This window comes from Methylobacterium sp. WL12, assembly GCF_008039475.1.
GTDB classification, from domain to species: domain Bacteria; phylum Pseudomonadota; class Alphaproteobacteria; order Rhizobiales; family Beijerinckiaceae; genus Methylobacterium; species Methylobacterium cerastii.
Genome location: NZ_VRUW01000028.1, coordinates 37,685 through 57,714, shown reverse-complemented (window position 1 = coordinate 57,714; position 20,030 = coordinate 37,685). Strand labels below are relative to the sequence as shown.

21 protein-coding genes and 1 pseudogene are annotated in these 20,030 nt (G+C 70.2%); 13 read left to right on the top strand and 9 right to left on the bottom strand.

All coding sequences use genetic code 11. The features are described from left to right. Nucleotides 1-134: 134 nt before the first annotated feature. Together FV226_RS12965 and FV226_RS12960 are read right to left on the bottom strand one after the other, a co-directional pair. Nucleotides 135-1,193 (bottom strand): lysylphosphatidylglycerol synthase domain-containing protein, encoded by a 1,059-nt coding sequence (locus FV226_RS12965; protein WP_147763217.1) that lies wholly within the window; start codon nucleotides 1,191-1,193, stop codon nucleotides 135-137. After that, complete coding sequence (locus tag FV226_RS12960) at nucleotides 1,190-1,564, bottom strand: (2Fe-2S) ferredoxin domain-containing protein (RefSeq protein ID WP_187278750.1); 375 nt, start codon at nucleotides 1,562-1,564, stop codon at nucleotides 1,190-1,192. Before FV226_RS12960 ends, FV226_RS12965 begins: the two co-directional genes overlap by 4 nt. A gap of 212 nt (nucleotides 1,565-1,776) precedes the next feature. On the opposite strand from FV226_RS12960, the gene FV226_RS12955 reads away from it, so the two are divergent. The 3 genes from FV226_RS12955 to FV226_RS12945 all read left to right on the top strand — a co-directional run bounded on the left by FV226_RS12955 (nucleotide 1,777) and on the right by FV226_RS12945 (nucleotide 4,796). Next, on the top strand, nucleotides 1,777-3,084 hold the full coding sequence (locus FV226_RS12955; protein WP_147763216.1) for a capsule biosynthesis protein: 1,308 nt from the start codon (nucleotides 1,777-1,779) through the stop codon (nucleotides 3,082-3,084). A gap of 61 nt (nucleotides 3,085-3,145) precedes the next feature. Further along, nucleotides 3,146-3,430 (top strand): hypothetical protein, encoded by a 285-nt coding sequence (locus FV226_RS12950; RefSeq protein WP_147750165.1) that lies wholly within the window; start codon nucleotides 3,146-3,148, stop codon nucleotides 3,428-3,430. A gap of 190 nt (nucleotides 3,431-3,620) precedes the next feature. Further along, complete coding sequence (locus FV226_RS12945) at nucleotides 3,621-4,796, top strand: M20 aminoacylase family protein (protein ID WP_187278751.1); 1,176 nt, start codon at nucleotides 3,621-3,623, stop codon at nucleotides 4,794-4,796. A gap of 6 nt (nucleotides 4,797-4,802) precedes the next feature. On the opposite strand, the gene FV226_RS12940 is transcribed toward FV226_RS12945, so the two are convergent. Next, nucleotides 4,803-5,015, bottom strand: a complete 213-nt coding sequence (locus FV226_RS12940) for a DUF4287 domain-containing protein (RefSeq protein WP_147763215.1) — start codon at nucleotides 5,013-5,015, stop codon at nucleotides 4,803-4,805. 120 nt (nucleotides 5,016-5,135) lie between these two features. Next, entirely contained in the window at nucleotides 5,136-6,536 is a 1,401-nt protein-coding gene (locus FV226_RS12935) for a leucyl aminopeptidase family protein (protein ID WP_147763214.1), read from the bottom strand. A gap of 104 nt (nucleotides 6,537-6,640) precedes the next feature. Here FV226_RS12935 and FV226_RS12930 point away from each other — a divergent pair, with 104 nt between their 5' ends. Then, nucleotides 6,641-7,432, top strand: a complete 792-nt coding sequence (locus FV226_RS12930) for a tetratricopeptide repeat protein (RefSeq protein WP_147763213.1) — start codon at nucleotides 6,641-6,643, stop codon at nucleotides 7,430-7,432. A 99-nt stretch (nucleotides 7,433-7,531) separates the two neighbouring features. Here FV226_RS12930 and FV226_RS12925 read toward each other — a convergent pair whose 3' ends face one another. Continuing rightward, nucleotides 7,532-8,275, bottom strand: a complete 744-nt coding sequence (locus FV226_RS12925; protein WP_147763212.1) for an RNA methyltransferase — start codon at nucleotides 8,273-8,275, stop codon at nucleotides 7,532-7,534. Nucleotides 8,276-8,348: 73 nt separating this feature from the next. Beyond that, nucleotides 8,349-8,897 (bottom strand): formaldehyde-activating enzyme, encoded by a 549-nt coding sequence (locus FV226_RS12920; protein WP_147763211.1) that lies wholly within the window; start codon nucleotides 8,895-8,897, stop codon nucleotides 8,349-8,351. Nucleotides 8,898-9,109: 212 nt separating this feature from the next. On the opposite strand from FV226_RS12920, the gene FV226_RS12915 reads away from it, so the two are divergent. After that, a complete protein-coding gene (locus tag FV226_RS12915; RefSeq protein WP_147763210.1) occupies nucleotides 9,110-10,324 on the top strand; it encodes an NADP-dependent isocitrate dehydrogenase in 1,215 nt (404 codons plus the stop codon). Between the two features lie 125 nt (nucleotides 10,325-10,449). Here the strand turns inward: FV226_RS12915 and FV226_RS12910 are convergent, their stop codons facing one another. Further along, on the bottom strand, nucleotides 10,450-12,111 hold the full coding sequence (locus tag FV226_RS12910) for a HAMP domain-containing methyl-accepting chemotaxis protein (RefSeq protein ID WP_147763209.1): 1,662 nt from the start codon (nucleotides 12,109-12,111) through the stop codon (nucleotides 10,450-10,452). 21 nt (nucleotides 12,112-12,132) lie between these two features. Beyond that, nucleotides 12,133-13,134, bottom strand: a pseudogene (locus FV226_RS12905) (cytochrome c peroxidase). A gap of 337 nt (nucleotides 13,135-13,471) precedes the next feature. Between FV226_RS12905 and FV226_RS12900 the strand changes: the two are divergent. From FV226_RS12900 to FV226_RS12865, 8 genes are all read left to right on the top strand, one after another. Next, nucleotides 13,472-14,266, top strand: coding sequence for an inositol monophosphatase family protein (locus FV226_RS12900; protein ID WP_147763208.1), 795 nt, complete (start codon nucleotides 13,472-13,474; stop codon nucleotides 14,264-14,266). A 70-nt stretch (nucleotides 14,267-14,336) separates the two neighbouring features. Next, nucleotides 14,337-14,879, top strand: a complete 543-nt coding sequence (locus FV226_RS12895; protein ID WP_147763207.1) for an adenine phosphoribosyltransferase — start codon at nucleotides 14,337-14,339, stop codon at nucleotides 14,877-14,879. Nucleotides 14,880-15,073: 194 nt separating this feature from the next. Further along, a complete protein-coding gene (gene rpmH / locus FV226_RS12890) occupies nucleotides 15,074-15,208 on the top strand; it encodes a 50S ribosomal protein L34 (RefSeq protein ID WP_082643292.1) in 135 nt (44 codons plus the stop codon). 67 nt (nucleotides 15,209-15,275) lie between these two features. Next, nucleotides 15,276-15,845, top strand: a complete 570-nt coding sequence (rnpA, locus tag FV226_RS12885; RefSeq protein WP_147763206.1) for a ribonuclease P protein component — start codon at nucleotides 15,276-15,278, stop codon at nucleotides 15,843-15,845. After that, a complete protein-coding gene (yidC, locus tag FV226_RS12880; protein ID WP_147750176.1) occupies nucleotides 15,835-17,679 on the top strand; it encodes a membrane protein insertase YidC in 1,845 nt (614 codons plus the stop codon). Before rnpA ends, yidC begins: the two co-directional genes overlap by 11 nt. Before the next feature lies 1 nt (nucleotide 17,680). Continuing rightward, nucleotides 17,681-18,334, top strand: a complete 654-nt coding sequence (gene yihA / locus FV226_RS12875) for a ribosome biogenesis GTP-binding protein YihA/YsxC (RefSeq protein WP_147750177.1) — start codon at nucleotides 17,681-17,683, stop codon at nucleotides 18,332-18,334. Further along, nucleotides 18,334-18,711: a DUF423 domain-containing protein gene (locus FV226_RS12870; protein WP_147750178.1), complete on the top strand. Its 378-nt coding sequence runs from the start codon at nucleotides 18,334-18,336 to the stop codon at nucleotides 18,709-18,711. Before yihA ends, FV226_RS12870 begins: the two co-directional genes overlap by 1 nt. 66 nt (nucleotides 18,712-18,777) lie before the next feature. After that, nucleotides 18,778-19,335, top strand: coding sequence for a sugar O-acetyltransferase (locus FV226_RS12865; RefSeq protein ID WP_147763205.1), 558 nt, complete (start codon nucleotides 18,778-18,780; stop codon nucleotides 19,333-19,335). A 4-nt stretch (nucleotides 19,336-19,339) separates the two neighbouring features. Here the strand turns inward: FV226_RS12865 and FV226_RS12860 are convergent, their stop codons facing one another. Next, nucleotides 19,340-20,008, bottom strand: a complete 669-nt coding sequence (locus tag FV226_RS12860) for a metallophosphoesterase family protein (RefSeq protein ID WP_147763204.1) — start codon at nucleotides 20,006-20,008, stop codon at nucleotides 19,340-19,342. Nucleotides 20,009-20,030: the final 22 nt, after the last annotated feature.

Sequence of the window (20,030 nt, the reverse complement as noted above, 5' to 3'; positions counted from 1 at the left end):
GGCAGGGGTCATGGCGCCGGCACCCTGGGGCGGGTTCGGCGACCGTGCAAGCCTTCCCGGCGGCCCGAGCAGGTTCACGGCGTCTCTTGTGGGCTCATGGCGTCTCTTGCGGGCTCATGGCGTCTCTTGCGGGCTCATGGCGTCTCGGCGCGCACGGCGCCGCGGCGCGCCTCGAGGTTCTGCCACACGATCAGCGCGGGCAGGCCGAGCACCACGTCGGGCACGCGCTTGGCGAGGGACAGGGCGATGGCGGTGCCCGGATCGATCCCGAACAGGGCGCCGACGAGCACGAACCCGCCTTCCTGCACGCCGAGCCCGCTCGGGATCGGGAAGGCCGCCGACTTGATCGCCTGGCTCAGGGCCTCGATCACCAGAACCTCGGAGAGCGTGGCGCCCTCGACGCCGATGCAGGCGAGCACGATCGCGATCTCGGCGGCGCCCAGCGTCCAGGCCAGCGCGTGCAGCAGGATCGATTGCAGAAGCCGTGCCCGCCGGCCGCGGCCCCAGACCGCGTCGAGGGCATCCTGCACGCTGCCGCCCGCGCTGCGCGCCGGTTCGGCCTCGCGCACGAAGCGGCGCGAGAGCGCGCCGAGGCGGGCCTCGACGAAGCGCGCCGCGCCGGTGCGCTGGAAGGCGAAGAAGGCGGCCAGCACGAGGCCGGCGACCGCGAGCGCCCTGAAGACCCAGCTCGCGAGTTCGGCCGCCGGCTCGCCCTGGACCTGCATCAGCAGGCCGGCGCCGAGCAGGGCGAACAGCGCCTGGGTGCCGACCTGGAACAGCATGTCGGCGAGGATCGAGGCCGCGGCGAGCGGGCCGGCCACGCCCCAGAAGGTCAACAGCCGGCCGCCGACCACGTCGCCGCCGACGGAGGCGACGGGCAGCAGCACGTTGATGCCCTCGCGCACGAACCGCAGGGTGGCGAAGGCGCCGAAGCCCGCCGGCGACAGGCGATCGAGGATGCGCTGCCACGCCAGCGCGCAGAGCAGCACGATCGCCGCCCGCATCGTCACGACGCCGGCGAGGCCGAAGATGCCGATCCGGCCGAAGGCGTCGGCGACGGCGCCGAGATCGTTGGTGGCGACGAGCCAGATCGCGAGCCCGAGGCCGAGCACGGTGCCGACGAGCGGCAGGCGCCGCAGGAGCGCCCGAGCGAGCGCGGGCCGCCCCGCGCGAAGAGGTTCCGGCGCGCTCACGCGGCCGTGTCGCGGGCGTCGTCGCGCTCGTCTTGGCCCAGGTTTGCGCGCGGGGGCAGCAGCAGGGCGACGATCGCGTCCGGCGACGCCGTCGGATCGATCAGCAGGATCCGTCCGGCCGCGACGCTGGCTCCGGTGGCGACGGCGACGAGGCGCTTCGGGCAGGGGCCGAGGCATCCGGTCTCGACCACCCGCAGCTTCGCCCCGGAGCCGCCCTGCTTCAGGCCGGCCTTCACCCGGTCGCGGATCGCGCGCTTGGACAAGCCCTGGCGCTTGGCGCATTTGGTGCAGACGGCGACGACCTCCGAAAACTTCGCCTTCGCGGTGCGGACGGTTGGGGGCGGCGTGCGGTCGGCGGGGTCCGGTTTCATCGCCTATCGGGTAGGACGAGGCGGCGCGGCGCGCAACCGCGCGGATTCGCCCGAGCCCGCCCAGGGCACGGCAGGCCCGACGCCTTAAAAAGGGCCGAAAAGAACGGGATTGCGGCACCGTTCCGATCGTGGGCGAGCGGCTTCCCCGAAGGCTCGGAAAAGCTGCCCGACACAGCACGGCCGAACGGACAAAGCGCAGGAAACCGGAACGGATGAGCGTCGACGAGGTCAGGCAAGGCGATCGACTCCGCGGCCTGCTGCAGGTCGCGCAGCGCTCGGTGACCGAGCTTCGCCGCGGCGCGGAGACGATCGAGCCGATCCGCGCGCCGGAGCGGCGCTCCCTCGTGCAGCGCACCCGCGAGAGCCTCGCCTGGACGCGCCTGCCCGGCCTGCGCCCAGCCGACGCCGAGCCCAAGAGCTACGTCGCCCGGCTGGTGCAGCGATTCAGCCTGTTCGTCCTGCTGCCGACGGCGGTGGTCGCGTTCTACCTGTTCGCGATCGCGTCGGACCAGTACATCGCCGAGGCGCAGTTCGCCGTGCGCGGCAACGTCGAGCCGATGGAGAACGTCTCGCTCGGCGAGTACACGAGCCTGATTCAGAAGCACAACAGCCAGGACAGCTACATCGTCCGGGACTTCATCAACAGCCAAGCCATGGTCGACGCCGTCGAGAAGAGCCTCGGCGTGTCGCGGATGTTCTCGCGCAAGGAAGCCGACTTCTGGGCGCGATACCGTGCGCCGCAGCCGATCGAGGAACTGACCAAGTACTGGCAGGAGCACGTCCTCGCGCGGATCGACGCGATCTCGGGCGTGATCCAGCTGTCGGTGCGCGCCTTCACGCCGGAGGACGCCCTGGCGATCGCCAAGGACGTGATCGCGCGCTCCGAGGTGCTGATCAACGAGATCTCGCGGCGGGCGCAGGCCGACATGGTCAAGCAGGCCGAGGTCGATTCGGTCGCGTCCGAGGAGCGGCTGCGCAAGGCGACCCTCGACATCCAGCGTTACCGCAACCACTGGGGCATCATCGATCCGATCAAGTCGGCGGAGAGCACGCTGACGACGATGATGACCCTGCGCAAGGACAAGCTGAAGGCCGAGAACGACCTCCAGGTGCTGCGTGGATCGAACCTCGACGAGAAGTCGCGCTCGATCCAGGTGCTCGCCGCCACGGTGGCCGCGATCGACAGCCAGATGAAGGGGCTGCAGGACCAGCTCACCACCGACGGCGGCTCCGCGGGCGGCGCGACCTTGACCAACGCGCTGCTCGAATACGAGGGCCTGATGGTCGAACGCACCATCGCCGAGAAGCTGAACGAGATGGCGAACACGATCCTCGACAAGGCCCGCGTCTCGGCCGGCAAGCAGCACATCTTCCTCACCGCCTTCGTGCCGCCGATGATCCCGACGGATTCGCTCTATCCGAAGCGCTGGCACCAGCTCGCGGTGCTGTTCTTCTGCTTCGTCGTTCTGTGGAGCTCGGTGTCGCTCATCGTCGGCGGGATCAGGGACCAGCGGATCTGAGCGGGCGCCCCGCTCGACCGACTCACCCGACCTCGCCTTCAACGGACCCGATCTCACGCGCATGGCGGACTTCTCCGATCTCGTCGCCCAGGCGATCAAGCCCTCCATGAACCGGGCCGAGCGCGAGGCGGTCTACGGCGTGGTGCGGCAGGCGGTGCTGCGGCTGCGGCAGCGCGAGGACATGAGCCCGGACGATCCGCGGCTCGCGATCCAGCAGCACCTCATCGAGGAGACGATCCGCGACGTCGAGGCCGACATCGCGCGCTTCGAGGCGATGCGGAAGCTCGACGCGGCGCTCGCGGCGCAGACGCGTGCGCACAACGACGGCGGTTCCGGACGCCGCTGAGGCGGCGCGGCCCGGATCGCCCGTTGACCGGGACCTTGGCCCCCTGTTTGCTGGGGAGACGAGCCGGCCGCGACGACCGGAGCCGAAGGCCTCGCGATCCATGGCGCTGCACCACTTCTCCAACGACTTTCCGCCCGCTGGCGACACCTCCGGCCAGGAGGCCGATGCCGCGCATCGATCCACCGGCAGCCTGCCGGAGATCGACGCCTTCGCCGACGAGATGGCGGCGTGGCGGCACGACCTGCACGCCCATCCCGAGCTGCTCTACGACGTGACGCGCACCGCCGCCTTCGTGGCGGGCAAGCTCGAAGCCTTCGGCTGCGACGAGGTCGTCACCGGCATCGGCCGGACCGGCGTGGTCGGGGTGGTCCGCGGGCGGGGAACGGGAAACGGCGCGAACCGCATCCGCACCCTGGGCCTGCGGGCCGACATGGACGCCCTGCCGATCCAGGAGGTGCGCGACCTTCCCTACCGCTCGACCGTGCCGGGCAAGATGCACGCCTGCGGCCATGACGGGCACACCGCGATGCTGCTCGGCGCCGCCAAGTACCTCGCCGCCACCCGCGCCTTCGACGGCACGGCGGTGCTGATCTTCCAGCCGGCGGAGGAGGGCGGCGGCGGCGGCGAGGCGATGGTCGAGGACGGCCTGATGGAGCGCTTCGGCATCGATGCGGTCTACGGCATGCACAACATCCCCGGTCTCGCGCTCGGGCGGTTCGCCATCCGCCCCGGCCCGATCATGGCCTCGACCGACCGCTTCACCCTGACGATCGAGGGGCGCGGCGGCCACGCAGCCCTCCCGCAGAACGCGATCGACAGCGTGCTGGTGGCGAGCCACGTGGTGATCGCGCTGCAATCGATCGTCTCGCGCAACATCGACCCGCTGCAATCGGCGGTGGTCTCGGTCTGCGCGCTCGAGGCGGGCGAGGCCTTCAACGTCCTGCCGCAGACGGTGACGATGCGCGGCACCATGCGTGCGCTCTCCACCGAGGTGCGCGCGGCGACGAAGGCGCGGATCGTGGCCATCGTCGAGCAGGTCTCGGCCGGCTTCGGCGCCGTCGGCGGCGTCGACTTCGGATCGAGCTATCCGGTGACGGAGAACCACCCCGCGGAGGCCGCCTTCATGGCCGACGTCGCCGCGGGCCTCGTTGGGGAGGGCCGGGTCGACCGCGCCGTGGCGCCGATGATGGCGGCGGAAGACTTCTCCTACATGCTCGGCCGCCGCCCCGGCGCCTACCTGTTCCTCGGCAACGGCGACAGCGCCGCGCTGCACCACCCGCATTACGACTTCTGCGATGCCGCCGCCCCGCTCGGGGCCTCGCTCTGGGCGCGGCTGATCGAGACAGGGTTGCCGCTGGCGGGATGAGGGCGTTCAGGCCTTCTCCGCCGCCAGGACGGACGCCACGATCGCGTTGGCGTGCCCGTGACCCAAGCCGTGATCGCTCTTCAGCATCGCGACCAGATCCATGTGCTTGGCTGGAAGCTTGTCCCGCACGATCTGCTGCCACGCGCTCACCGGGCGCCCGTATTTTTTCTCGATGGATGGGAAGTACGAGGCCGGTCCCTTGATCGGTTTAGTGGGCATGGCGGGGCCTCCTCCGGGTCCCGTCGCCCGGCGGCGCAGGATCTGTGATCGTCATCGGTGCCGTGCATCCGACGGGACGATGCCGGCCGCGCGTCGCCTGGGTTCGGCCCAAGCCCTCCGTCACGCCGGGTAGCGCTCCTTCAGCAGCGCGTAGACCAGCCGCGCGGACTGCACCTCACCGCCTTCCGGGCGACCGGGCTTGGTCGAGGGGTTCCAGCCGTAGAGGTCGACGTGCACGTGGCGCTTCGTGTTCGGGGCGAAGCGGCGCAGGAACAGGGCGGCGGTGATCGCCCCGGCGAAGGGGCCGCCCGAGACGTTGTTGAGGTCGGCGACCTTCGAGGCGAGGAGGCTCGCATAGGGCGCGTGCAGCGGCAGGCGCCAGACCGGGTCGATCGCCGCCCGGCCCGCCGCCTCGAACGCGGCGGCGAGCGCGTCGTCCTCGGTGAAGTAGGCCGGCAGGTCGGGACCGAGCGCCACGCGGGCGGCGCCGGTGAGCGTCGCGAAGTCGATCAACAGGTCGGGCGCCTCGGCGTCGGCCAGCGCCAGCGCGTCGGCGAGGATCAGGCGGCCCTCCGCGTCGGTGTTGCCGATCTCGACGGTGAGCCCGGCCCGGCTGCGGATCACGTCACCGGGGCGGAAGGCCTCGCCGGAGATCGCGTTCTCCACCGCCGGGATGAGCAGCCGCAGGCGCAGGCGCAAGCCGGCGCCCATCGCCATGTCGGCGGCGGCCAGCGCCGCGGCCGCGCCGCCCATGTCCTTCTTCATCAGCAGCATGCCGGCCGACGGCTTGATGTCGAGGCCGCCGGTGTCGAAGGCGACGCCCTTGCCGACGAGGGTCACGCGCGGTGCGTCTTCCGGCCCCCAGCTCAGGTCGATGAGACGGGGCTGGCGGGTCGAGGCGGCGCCGACCGCGTGGACCAGCGGGAAGTCGCGTTCGAGCTCGGCGCCGGCGATCACGGACACCGTAGCGCCATGGCGCCCGGCCAACGCCCGCGCCGCCGCCTCGATCTCGGCCGGGCCGAGGTCGTTGGCGGGCGTGTTGACGAGGTCGCGCCCGAGGGCGACCGCGGCGGCGATGCGACCGACCTCGCCGGCGGCGACGCCGTCGGGCGCGACGAGGCGCGGTTGCTCCGGCCCGGCGGAGCGATAGCGCGAGAAGCGGTAGGCGCCGAGCAGCCAGGCGAGCGCGGCCTCGGCGGCGGCATCGCCCGCGACCTGCGCCAGCGCGTAGGCGCCGGGCGGGAGCAGGCCGGGGAGCTTGCCGGCCGACAGCCGGTCGTGGCCGGCCTCGTCCGTCGCGCCGAGGCCGAACAGGACGCGGGCGAAGCTGCCGTCGGCGGCCGGCAGAAGCGCGAGCTGGCCGGCTTTCGCGGTGAAGCCGGTCGCCGCCGCATAGGTCCTCTGCGACGCCTCCAGCCCCGCCTCGGTCGCCGGCCAGCCGGCCTTGGCGACGAGCGTGACCGGGATGCCGGGAGTACCGGCCGGCAACAACGGAGGGATGGACGGTGCGGTGTCGGTCATGCGGTCCTGGCCGGCCGGGGCGTTTAACCCTGGGTTAGGGTTAACGCTCTATCACCGTCCCGTCGGGTGCGGGAAGAACCCGCCCGACCTCGACGGAGCATTCCATGATCGCGGCCTCCCGGCCGGTTGCGGCCACGTTCGCACGGAACTCGGCACCCCGGCTGATCGCCGCCTGCCTGGTCACCCTCGTGGCCGCGGGCTGCCAGTCGCGCTCGCCGGAGACCACCGGCTCGATCAACGGCGCGCGCCCCTCGGCCGGGCAGACCGAGGCGCTCGCGGAATCCTACGCGGCCAACCCCAACGACCTCGGCACCGCGATGCGCTACGCGCAGGCGCTGCGGGCCAGCGACCAGCGCGCCCAGGCGAGCGCGGTGCTGCAGCAGGCGGCGCTTCGCAACCCGCGCAACACGGCGGTGCTCGGCGCCTACGGCAAGTCCCTGGTGGAGGTCGGGCGGCTGCAGGAGGCGCAGGAGGTGCTGCAGAACGCCCATTCCCCGGCCCAGCCGGATTGGCGCATCCTCTCGGCGCAGGGCTCCGTCGCCGACCAGCTCGGCGACCACGCCCGCGCGCAGGGTTTCTACGACGCCGCCCTGAAAATCCGGCCGGACGAGCCCTCGGTGCTGTCCAATCTCGGCCTGTCCTACGCCCTGGCGCGCCAGCTCGACCGGGCGGAGGAGACGATGCGCGTCGCCGTTTCACGACCGGGCGCGGATGCGCGGGTGCGCGGCAACCTCGCGCTGGTGCTCGGCCTGAAGGGCCGCTTCGACGAGGCCGAGGCGATCCTGCGGCGCGACCTGCCGCCGGCGGAGGTCGCCGCCAACCTCGCCTCGCTGCGCAGCCTCGCCGCGCAATCGACCCGCGCCGCCACGGCGCGCAAGCCCGCCGAGCGTGGCTAGGGCGTCATCCCTGATCTCCGGATCACGGAAAACGCTCTCTCTCGTCGTGGGGTCGCATCGTCTCGACGCGAGCCGGCATCCACCGCGCTGGAGATTGCTTTAAGCAGCCCCGTCCGGCCGGCGCCGGGCACCGCGTTCCAGCGCCTTCAGCGCACCGCGAAAGGTGCGCACGTCCTGCTCGGTCAGGCTCATGCGGTGGAGCCGGTCGCGCATGTTGCGGGCGATGCTCTCGCGCTTTTCCGGCGGATAGAAGCCGGCGCGGGCGAGCGTCGCCTCCAGGGTCTCGAACAGCGAGAGCAGCGCCTCGCGGGTCGCCTGCGGCGCGCGAATCTCGCCGGTGAAGGGGGCCTGGGCCAGGCCCGCCGCGCGGCGCCACTCGTATCCCACCAGCAGAACCGCCTGCGCGAGGTTGAGCGAGGGAAATTCCTCGCTCACGGGGAAGGTGACGATGGCGTCGGCCAGCGACACCTCGTCGTTCAGGAGCCCGATGCGCTCGCGCCCGAACATCACGCCCACCTTTTCGGAATTCGCGATCCGCACGTTCGCCTCCGCCATGGCGACGTCGGGCAGCAGGACGCGCTTCATCTGCCCGCGCTCCCGCGCGGTCGTCGCGAACAGGACGTTCAGGTCGGCGACGGCCTCGGGGAGCGTCGCGTAGACCTTTGCCGCGTCGAGCACGTGCGTCGCGCCGGAGGCGGCCTCGCGCATGCCCTTCTTCGGCCAGCCGTTCCGCGGCGCGACGAGCCGCAGCTCCGACAGCCCGAAATTCGCCATCGCGCGGGCGGTCATGCCGATGTTCTCGGCCAACTGCGGTTCGACGAGGATGACGACGGGGACGCTCATGCGCGGGCCTCTCGCACGGACGTCCGCCGTGCGGAAGGACCTCCGAGCGGACGGAGGCCCTCGTTCGCGGCGCTCAGATCTTCCCGTCCAGACCCATCTGATAATACTTGTGCACGATCTTGTCCTGGTTCTCGAGGAGCCATTCGATCGAGGGCTCGTTGGTCATCGCCTTGCGGATCGCTTCCGTCATCCCGCGGCGCTGGATGTCGAACAGCGCCTTGTGGTCGACGGTCTCGGCCTCGATCACGCCCGGGCTGAGCCAGACCGAGCAGATGATGCCGAGGTCGTTGGCCTTGTCCTTGGGGATGTAGCCGGCGCGCACCGCGTCGAGCACGCCGTTGGCGATGGCGAACTGCACCGTGCCCATCAGTATCGAGGTGTACTTCGATTCCGTGACGCTGACCTTGGAGACGCACAGCGTCACCGGGCGCACCATGATGTCGGTGTTCAGCAGGGCGAAGACGCGGGAATGGCCGACGACCTGGTCGCCGGTCAGCGTGGCGAGCGCGGTGCCCACCGGCCCGTCGAGCTCGCCGATGATCACCTCGGGCTCGGCAGCCGTGTTCGGGGGCCCGCCGGCGACCAGCGCCTCGCCGGCCCGCAGGATGATGCGCTCGCTCATGGTTGCTCCTGACGCTCGATGGATGCGCGCTGATTTCAGCCGCGGCGCCGGATGTCCACCCCTCGCGCCGCACGGCCCGGCGCGCATGACAGCCCCGGCGGCCTGTCCGCGCCCCCGGCTTTCGTCCGGGAAAGGCCCGCGCTATGACCCGCCCCGCGGCCGCACGGCATTTGCATGGGGTCCGCCCGGATTTCTACGGAAGGCAGTGGCTCATGGACAAGATCAAGGTGGCGAAGCCCGTCGTCGAGCTCGACGGCGACGAGATGACGCGAATCATCTGGTCCGAGATCAAGAACAAGCTGATCCACCCCTATCTCGACCTGGACCTCGACTATTACGACCTCGGCGTCGAGCATCGCGACGCCACGAACGACAAGGTCACGGTCGACGCGGCCGAGGCGATCAAGCGCCACGGCGTCGGCGTGAAGTGCGCCACGATCACCCCCGACGAGCAGCGCGTCGAGGAGTTCAAGCTCAAGGAGATGTGGCGCTCGCCCAACGGCACGATCCGCAACATCCTCGGCGGCGTGATCTTCCGCGAGCCGATCATCTGCAAGAACGTGCCCCGCCTCGTGCCGGGCTGGACGCAGCCCTTCGTCATCGGCCGCCACGCCTACGGCGACCAGTACCGCGCCACCGACTTCAAGGTGCCGGGCAAGGGCCGCCTGACCATCAAGTTCGAGGGCGACGACGGCACCGTCATCGAGAAGGAAGTGTTCAAGTTCCCCGCGGCCGGCGTCGCGATGTCGATGTACAACCTCGACGAGTCGATCCGCGACTTCGCCCGCGCCTCGCTGAACTACGGGCTGGCGCGCAAGTACCCAGTTTATCTCTCCACCAAGAACACCATCCTCAAGGCCTATGACGGGCGCTTCAAGGACCTGTTCCATGAGGTGTTCGACGCCGAGTTCAAGGGCAAGTTCGAGGCGCTCGGCATCACCTACGAGCACCGCCTGATCGACGACATGGTCGCCTCGTGCCTCAAGTGGTCGGGCGGCTACGTCTGGGCCTGCAAGAACTACGACGGCGACGTGCAGTCGGACACGGCGGCGCAGGGCTTCGGCTCGCTCGGCCTGATGACCTCGGTGCTGATGACCCCGGACGGCCAGACCGTCGAGGCCGAGGCCGCCCACGGCACGGTGACGCGCCACTACCGCGAGCACCAGAAGGGCAAGGAGACCTCGACCAACTCGATCGCCTCGATCTTCGCCTGGACCCGCGGCCTCGCCCACCGGGCCAAGCTCGACGGCAACGCGGAGCTTGCGAAGTTCGCCACGACGATCGAGACCGTCAGCGTCGACACCGTCGAGGCCGGCTTCATGACCAAGGACCTCGCCCTCCTGGTCGGGCCGGAGCAGAAGTGGCTCTCCACCACCGGCTTCCTCGACAAGGTCGACGAGAACCTCAAGGCGGCGATGGCCGACTGAGGCGTCTCCAGGCACATCGGGCGCCCCGCGACGACGGCGGGGTGGCCCGGTGCCGCATCATTTCGATGCCCGGCATGCGACCGGTCGAGAACGGCGATGCGCGCAAGCACATCGCCGTTCTCGATTCAGGCGGCGCGCACGTCGGCGAGAAACTGGCGGACTTCCGCGCGCAGCATGCCGGGTTGGCCGGCGAGCGCGTCGGCCGCGGCCGCGACCGATTGCGCCGCCTGTCCCGCGCCGTCCGCCAAGTGGACGACCTCGGCGATGTCGTTCGTCACCTGGTCGGTGCCGGCCGAGGCTTCGGCCATGCTGCGCACGATCGCCTGCGTGGCGGCACTCTGCTCCTGCACGGCGTGGGCGATGCTCGTCGCCACGCCGTTCATGGCCTGGATTTGGGCGGCGATGTCCTGGATCGCCCCGGCGGCGTCTCCGGTCGCCGCCTGGATCGCGGCGACCTGCCGGTCGATCTCGGCCGTGGCGTTGGAGGTCTGGGATGCGAGTTCCTTGACCTCCGCGGCCACGACGGCGAAGCCGCGGCCGGCCTCGCCTGCGCGGGCGGCCTCGATGGTGGCGTTGAGCGCCAGCAGGTTCGTCTGCCGCGCGATGGTCGAGACGAGGCCGATCACGTCGCCGATCCGGTTCGCCGCGCGGTCGAGCGCCGCCATGGTGGATTCGGTGCGGGATGCGGCCTGCACGGCGGTGGCCGACATCGCCGTCGCCTGATCGACCTGCCGGCCGATCTCGCCCATCGTCGCGCCGATCGTGCCGGCCGCGTTCACCGCGGCGTCCACGTTGCCGCCGGTGTCGCGGGCCGCGCCCGCAGCGCGGGTCGAGCACAGGGCGGTTCCCTCCACTTCCGCGCGCATCGTATCGGAGGAGGCCTGCAGCCCGTCCACGGTATCGGAGACGCGGGCGACGATGTTCCCGACGGTCCGCTCGAACCCGTCGGCGAGTTCGTGGAGCATGGGGCGCCGCGCAGCCTCTTCGCGCAGGCGTTCGGCCGCGGTGGTCTCGAGCTGCCGGGCCGCGTCCTCCAGCGACATGTCGCGGATCTTCACCACCGCCCGGGCGATGTCGCCGATCTCGTCCCGGCGGGCGGCCGCCAGCAGCTTCACGTCCGTGTCGCCCCGCGCGAGGCGGTCCGTGTCGGCCGTCAGCCGGATCAGGGGCTGCGACAGGCTCCGGGCGAGCCACCAGGCCGTCGTCACCCCGACCAGGGTGAGGACGCCGACGAGCCCGAGCATCGCCCAGATCGTCCATACCGTGGCGCGATGGGTCGCCGCGATCCCGGCCTGCGCATCCTCGGCGGCCAGGGCCACGGCGGCGTCGAAGGCCTCCGTCAAACGCCGGCGATGGCGCGTCATCCGTTCCGTGGTGGGAACGCCCTGCGCTGGGCGGAGGCCGAGCAGGATCTCCGCATCGCTGCGCCAGGCGGTCGCCGCGGTCCCGGCCGCGTGGGAGACGGCTCGCATCCGGTCCGACGACGCGGCCGCTTCGAGCCGCCCGAGCAAGGCCGAGAGCTGGTCGCCCTTGGCCGTGAAGTCGGCGGCGACCACCGTCATGTCGATCAGGTCGGTCATCGCGGTCACCCGCGCGACCAGCTCGTCGGCACCGTGGAAGCGGTCGCGCGCCGCGCGGCTCGCCGCGTTCGCTTCGTTCGTGCGCTCGGCGACCCGCGAAAGGTCGCCCACGGCATCCAGTCCGACCAGCCCGGTGACACCGGACAGGAGGCCCGCCAGCATCATGAAGCCGAGGAGCGGAAGAAGGATCTTGTAGCGGATCGACATGGTGGGCGTTCCGTCGTCGCGTCAGTTCGGGAGGTTCGGTAGGGCGGTCCGGGTCTGCTCCGCCGTCAGCGTGCGCAGGAACGCGAGAAGGTCCGCCCGCTCCTGCGCTTCCAGCCGCAACGGCCGCATCAGCGGCGACTTCGAGGGACGTGCGACGCCGCCCGTCTCGTAGAAGGCGAGGACGGCTTCGAGGTCGGCGAATTGTCCGGCGTGGCCGAAGGGGGCGCGGTAGGTCAGGTTGCGCAGGCCCGGCGTCTTGAACGCGTGCATCGCCCGCGGGTCGTCGGGCTAGAAGGCGGCACGGCCGACATCCTTGGTCGGGATGCCGATGTCGTGGAACTTGTTGTCGGTGAAGTTCCAGCCCGTGTGGCAGCCGGCGCACGCGGCCTTGCCCGTGAACAGGTCGAATCCGCGTTGCGCGGCCGGTGAGATCGCGCTCTCGTCGCCCTCGACCCAGCGATCGAACGGCGCCGTGCCGGCCACGACCGTCCGCTCGTAGGTCGCGATCGCGGTCAGGATGTTGTCCTGGGTGACGCCGTCCTTGGGAAACAGCTTGCCGAACCAGGCGCTGTATTCGGGAATCTTGTTCAGGCGGCCGATGATCTCCGGGAACTTCCCGTCCATCTCGCCTTCGGCGGTGATCGGACCCATCGCCTGGGTTTCCAGGTTCGGGGCGCGGCCGTCCCAGAACAGGGTCGGAATCCAGGCGGCGTTCAGGACGGTGGGCGCCTTGCGCCCGAGGGGCTTGTTGGTCGCACCGATCGCACCGATCGCACCGGCGACCGGGACCTCGAACCCGAACGACGGATTGTGGCAGCTGGCGCAGGAGAGGTTCTGCTTGCCGCTCAGGCGCGGATCGAAGAACAGCATCTTGCCGAGCGTCGCCGTCTGCGGCGAATACCGTGCCTCTTCCGGAAACGGGATCAGATCCGGCCGCTTGTAGGCGGCCTTGGCGGAATCCAGACTCTGCCCCTGCGCGACCGTGGCGCAGGCGATCAACGCCGCCGAAGCGAGAACGCTCAGGCAGCGTGAAAGCGCTGTATTACTCATGATCCGGCCGACCCCCTGGTATCTCCCAGGCGTTGTGGTCGACCAAAGTTAACAACCAACTTTATAGAAATTGCGATGATCAATTGTTTTTCGCAATGATGATATGACTGCAACGCTCGATAGAATTTATACTTGGAGTTTTACTACCTGCGCCGTCCGACCACATCGCGGCAGAACCGCAGCCGGCGTTCGGCGTGATCGGCTCCGCGACCGGCGGGGATGCCTGCCATCCCGGTTCCGGGGGTCGATTCCACGCCCCAGAGCGTTTAACGCGGCGTCCAACGACGCGCGAACGCTCAAGGCCCTCGACATGATCTCCTCACCCTTGATGACCGTGATGGTCGACGCCGTGCGCAAGGCCTCGAAGGGGCTGCGGCGCGACTACGGCGAGATCGAGAACCTGCAGGTCTCGCGAAAGGGCCCCGGCGATTTCGTCTCGGCGGCCGACCGCAAGGCCGAGGAGACCCTGCGCGACGCCCTGACCAAGGCGCGGCCGGGCTACGGCATGGTGCTGGAGGAGTCCGGCGTCGTCGAGGGCACCGACAGGAGCCACGTCTGGCACGTCGACCCCCTCGACGGCACCTCGAACTTCCTGCACGGCATCCCGCACTTCGCGATCTCGGTCGGGCTCGAGCGCGAGGGCCAGGTGGTCGCGGGCGTGATCTACGATCCCGTCAAGGACGAGCTGTTCGTCGCCGAGCGCGGCAAGGGCGCCTACCTCAACAACCGGCGTCTGCGGGTCTCGGGCCGGGTCGACATGGCCGACGCGCTCACCGCCTACGGCACGCCCTATCTCGGGCGCGGCAACCATCCCCGCCTGCTGCGCGAGGTCGCCGCGGTGATGGCGGTCTCCGGCGGCACGCGGCGGATGGGGTCGGCGGCCCTCGACCTCGCCTACGTCGCCTGCGGCCGGCTCGACCTGTACTGGGAGCGCGACCTGCAGACCTGGGACATCGCCGCCGGCATCATCCTGGTGCGCGAGGCCGGCGGTTTCGTCACCTCCGCCGACGGCGCCTCGGAGCCGCTCGCCGCGAAATCGGTGGCCTGCGGCAACGAGGGCCTGCACCGCGAGCTCGTCGCCATCCTGCGCAAGGTCAACGGCTGAGCCGCGAACTGGCCAGATTCCGCGCCATCTGCTCTAAGCCGCCGATCATCACGAGGAAGGCCCGCCCGGCATGGAACGCCGCCACATCGCCCTGAAGGATTCGATCCGCTCGATTCCCGACTATCCGAAGCCCGGCATCGTGTTCCGGGACATCACCACGCTGCTCAGCGACCCGCGCGCCTTCCGCCGGGCGGTGGACGCCCTGGTGCACCCCTACGCGGGCGGACGGATCGATCAGGTCGCGGGCATCGAGGCCCGCGGCTTCATCCTCGGCGGCGCGGTCGCGCACCAGCTCTCGGCGGGCTTCGTGCCGGTACGCAAGAAGGGCAAGCTGCCCCACAAGACCGTCTCGATCGCCTACACCCTCGAATACGGCACCGACGAGCTCGAGATCCACGTCGACGCGATCAAGCCCGGCGACCGGGTGCTCCTCGTGGACGACCTGATCGCCACCGGCGGCACCGCCACCGCCGCGGTCAACCTGCTGCGCCAGATCGGCGCCGAGGTGGTCGCGGCCTGCTTCGTGATCGACCTGCCCGAGATCGGCGGCGCGCAGAAGCTGCGCGAGCTCGACGTGCCCGTGCGGACCCTGATGGAGTTCGAGGGGCACTGAGGCGCGCGTCGGGCATTGGGAAGCCCGCCGAAACGTTGACTCGGTAAATCCCATCCGCCATAAGCCGCGCAGTCGCGATGGCGCTCCGTTCGGGCGCCGTCCGCATGTGTATTCACACTTTAAAGACGCGTGAAGGTCGGGTGCGGCGATAGCCGCCCGCGAACGCGCCTCGACCTTTGGAGGCTTGCAGAGCCATGAAAAGAACCTACCAGCCGAGCCGTCTCGTCCGTAAGCGCCGTCACGGCTTCCGCGCCCGCATGGCCACCGCCGGCGGCCGCAAGGTCATCGCCCGCCGTCGCGCGCACGGCCGCAAGAAGCTCTCGGCCTGAGCGTGACCGTCGCGCCGCCCTTCGCGGCGCGGATGGTGCCCGAGGCGTGAGCGAGGCCGAGCTTCCCATGCCTACAACGGACTCGCCGGCCACCCTCGCGCCCGCGGTCAACTCGCCGACGGTGTCACGTCTGAGGCGGCGGCCCGACTTCCTGGCGGCGGCCGACGGGCGCCGCTTCCACACGGAGCGCCTGACGGCGCAGGGTCGCGTGCGCGACGCAGGCGAGGTCCGGGACGGCGAATCGATCGCTGGCCTCCATCTCGGCTTCACGATCACCAAGCGGGTCGGCCATGCCACCGAGCGCAACCGCATCCGCCGGCGCCTCCGCGCCGCGGTCGCCGAACTCGGCCCCGAGCTCGGTGCGGTCCCGGCCGACGTCGTGCTGATCGCCCGCCGTCCGGCGATCGACGCCGCGTTCGACACCCTAAAGGACGACCTGCGCCGGGCGATCCCCGCGGTGGCCAAGCCCCGTGGGCCGAACGCGCATGCCCGTCCGCCGCGCCCGCCCAAGCCCGGCGCCGCGAAGGGCCGCGGCAAGGGCCCTTCGACGTCCCGACCTTCCGATCGCGCTGCGGCACCAGCCCGTGCGCCCTCAGCAACCTCGAACGCGTGCGACGGTGGCCCCGATGGGCAATGACAAGACGAACATGTTCGTGGCCATCGCCCTGTCGCTGGTGGTGCTGCTCGGGTGGAACTACTTCGTCGCCGCTCCGCGCGTCGAGCAGCAGCGCCAAGCCAACCTGCAGAACCAGGCCGCCCAGCAGAGCCCGGGCGTGACGCCTGACGGCGTGCCGTCGCCCAGCCCGAAGGAGGGCGGCCCGGCCGCCCCGGTGGCCGGCACCCTGCCCAACGCGGCCACCGGCCCGATCGGCCGCACCGAGGCGCTCGCCCGCTCGCCGCGCATCAAGATCGAGACCCCGGCGCTCGCCGGCTCGGTCGCCCTCAAGGGCGGCCGCATCGACGACATCTCGCTGAAGAACTACCACGAGACCGTCGACGACAAGAGCCCCGAAATCGTCCTGCTGTCGCCGGCAGGCACCGAGGCGCCGTACTACGCCGAGTTCGGCTGGGTCGGCGCCAACGCGGGTCCGCTGCCGACCAACGACACGGTGTGGACCGCCGACGGGCAGACGCTGGGCGTGAACATGCCGGTGACGCTGTCGTGGGACAACGGCGCGGGCCTCGTGTTCAAGCGCATCCTCGCCGTCGACGACAAGTACATGTTCACGGTCCGCGACGAGGTCGAGAACAAGGGTGCGAACGCGGTCACGCTCTTTCCCTACAGCCTCGTCTCGCGCTGGGGTAAGCCGCACACCCAGGGCTACTACGTGCTCCACGAGGGCATGATCGGCGTGCTCGGCGGCGACGGCCTGCAGGAATACACCTACGACCACCTCGCCAAGGAGCCCGCCTACGGCGGCGCCAACACCAAGGGCAAGGCGTGGGCGAACGTCACCGGCGGCTTCGTCGGCATCACCGACAAGTACTGGGCCGCCGCCGCGATCCCCGACCAGGGCGCGGCCTACACCGGCGCGTTCACCGAGCGCACCGACGGCGCGACCAAGATCTACCAGGCCAGCGTGCGCGGCGACGGCCGCAGCGTCGAACCCGGCGCCACCGCCTCGACCACCCAGCGCCTGTTCGCCGGCGCCAAGGAGGTCAACACGATCAACGGCTACGAGAAGAACCTCGGCATCAAGCAGTTCGACCTGATGATCGACTGGGGCTGGTTCCACTTCATCACCAAGCCGATGTTCCGGGCGCTGGACTTCTTCTTCCACCTCCTCGGCAACTTTGGCGTCGCGATCCTGATCGTGACCTTCTGCCTCAAGCTCCTGTTCCTGCCGATCGCCAACCGCTCCTACGTCTCCATGGCCAAGATGAAGGCCGTGCAGCCCGAGATGGCCTCCATCCGGGAGCGGTACAAAGACGATAAGATGAAACAGCAACAAGCGATGATGGAGTTGTATAAGAAAGAGAAGATCAATCCCGTCGCCGGCTGCTGGCCGGTGCTGGTGCAGATCCCGGTCTTCTTCGCGCTGTACAAGGTGCTGTTCATTACCATCGAGATGCGCCACGCGCCGTTCTTCGGCTGGATCCAGGACCTGGCCGCGCCCGATCCGACCAGCATCGTCAACCTGTTCGGCCTGCTGCCGTTCGCGGCGCCCGACTTCGTCCACCTCGGCATCTGGCCGATCATCATGGGTGTGACGATGTTCGTGCAGATGAAGATGAATCCCGCCCCGCCGGACCCGGTGCAGGCGCAGATCTTTACATTCATGCCGATCGTCTTCACCTTCATGCTCGGCTCTTTCCCGGCCGGACTTGTGATCTACTGGGCTTGGAACAACACACTCTCGGTGACGCAGCAATACGTCATCATGCGCCGCAACGGTGTGAAGGTGGAGCTGTGGGACAACCTGCGGAACACGTTCAAGCGCGGCAGCAAGACCGCGCCTGCGAAGAGCTGACGTGACACAGCAGGAGCAAGAGGACGCGGCGCTCGCCGAGAGCGGGCGCCTGCTGTTCGCAGGCGCCGCCGACTTCGTCGCCGCGGCGCCCTCACTCGGCACGTTGCCGGCGATGGACGGCGTCGAGATCGCCTTCGCCGGCCGTTCGAACGTCGGCAAGTCGAGCCTCGTCAACGCGCTCACTGGGCGCAACACGCTCGCGCGCACCTCGCACACGCCGGGCCGGACCCAGCAGCTCAACTTCTTCCGGATCGGCGAGCGGCTGACGCTGGTCGACATGCCGGGCTACGGCTACGCCGCGGTTGGCAAGGAGAAGGTCGAAGCCTGGACCGACCTGATCCACGCCTACCTCAAGGGCCGCGCCAACCTTGCGCGGGTCTTCATGCTGATCGATTCCCGCCACGGGCTGAAGGGCATCGACACCGACGTGCTCGACGGGCTCGACAAGGCGGCAGTGAGCTACCAGATCGTGCTAACGAAGGGCGACGCCCTGAAGAAGTCCGAAATCGACGCCCGAATCGCCGGCATCCAGGCCGCACTCGCCCGGCGCCCGGCGGCCTACCCGCAGATCCTGCTGACCTCGAGCCGCGACGACCGCGGCGTGCCCGAGCTTCGGGCCGCCGTCGCCCGGCTAATGGCCGAGCGCGGAGCGTAATGCCGACGACGATGGCTGACCGCACCCTCGTCGCCCTGGCCTGCCTCGCCGGCGGCCTCGGCGTCGCGGCCAGCGCCGCCGCCGCCCACATCCCCGGCGCCGACAGCCTGAAGACCGCAGCGCAGTTCTTGTTGTTCCACGCCCCCGCGATCCTGGCCCTTGCCGGCCTCGCCGCCGTCGGCGCGACCCATGCCGTGGCCACGCGGATCGCCGCCTTCGCGCTCGTGCTCGGCCTCGCGCTGTTCTCCGGCGACCTAGCGATCCGCGCGCTGGCGCAGCGGCCGCTGTTTCCGATGGCCGCGCCGTCGGGCGGCATCCTGCTGATGCTGGGCTGGGCGTCGGCGGCCGTCGCGGCGTTCCTGCCCGTCAGGCGTTAAAACGGTCGCGTGGCCGGCGGATCCGTGCCGGGTCGATCGAAACACCCATTCGGACTGCGAGGCACGATGCCGAAATCCGAGAAGCAGAAGATGATCGCGGGCGAGTTGTACCGCGCGGGCGACCCCGAGCTTCAGGCAGATGCGGCGGCCAACAAGGCATGGCTCGTGCGCTACAACGCAGCGCTGGCCGCATCGCCTGCGGAGCGGCGCGTACTGCTGATGGAGCATTTCGGCGGCGTCGGGGCAGGGGTCGTCGTCCGACCGCCGTTCCATTGCGACTACGGCTACAACATCACGCTGGGCGCCGACGTGTTCCTGAATTTCGGCTGCATCGTCCTCGACGTGGTCGCGGTGACGATCGGCGACGGAACACAGATCGGTCCCGGCGTTCAGATCCTGACTGCCGACCACCCGCGCGATGCCGAGACTCGCCGATCGGGCCTCGAGTTCGGGCGCCCGATCGCGATCGGCGCCAACGTCTGGATCGGCGGCGCCGCCCTAATCCTGCCCGGCGTCACCGTCGGCGACGACGCGGTCATCGGCGCCGGCGCCGTGGTGACGCGGGACTTGCCTGCCGGCGCGACGGTGGTCGGCAACCCGGCGCGGGTCGTGGCGACGCGGTAGGCTTTTAGCCCGCCCGCACCTGCAGGAACTCCACGGCCGGCCCCTGTACGTCCGAAAAGACGCCCGCCGTCAGCGCGGCGCCGTAGACGGCGGCGGTGTCGAGATTGGTGCGGAAGCGGCGGCGATCGGGCGTGCCGGAGTGTTGCGGCGTGTGGCCGTGGACGACATGCCGGCCGAAATCGCAATCTTCGGAGAGGAAGGGCTCTCGGATCCAGAGGCGGTCTTGCGCGTCCGAGGTCTCCGGGTCGGTCCCGGGCCGGAAGCCGGCGTGGACGTACCAGCGTTCGGCGTCCGCATGCATCGTCGGCAGCGCCTCGATCCAGTCGAGCACGTCGCCAGGGATCGCCGCCGCCTCGTCGACGCCGAACGAGGCCAGGGTCTCGGCGCCGCCGTTTCGGAGCCAGAGGTCGTCGGCGCCGGGCGTCGTCAGGGCCGAGAGCAGCATCGCCTCGTGGTTGCCCATCAGGCAGGCGACCCGCTCGGGATCGCTCCAATGCAGGCGGCTGATCGTCCGCAAAACACCGGCGCTGTCCGGCCCGCGGTCGATGTAGTCGCCGAGGAAGACGAGGCGATGCGGGCGTCCCGCCGCATGGGTCTCGATGCGGGCGAGGAGCGCGTCGAGCAGGTCGGCGCAGCCGTGGATGTCGCCGATGGCGTAGGTCAAGTCGCTCATGTCGGCCCAGTGTCGCCGCGCG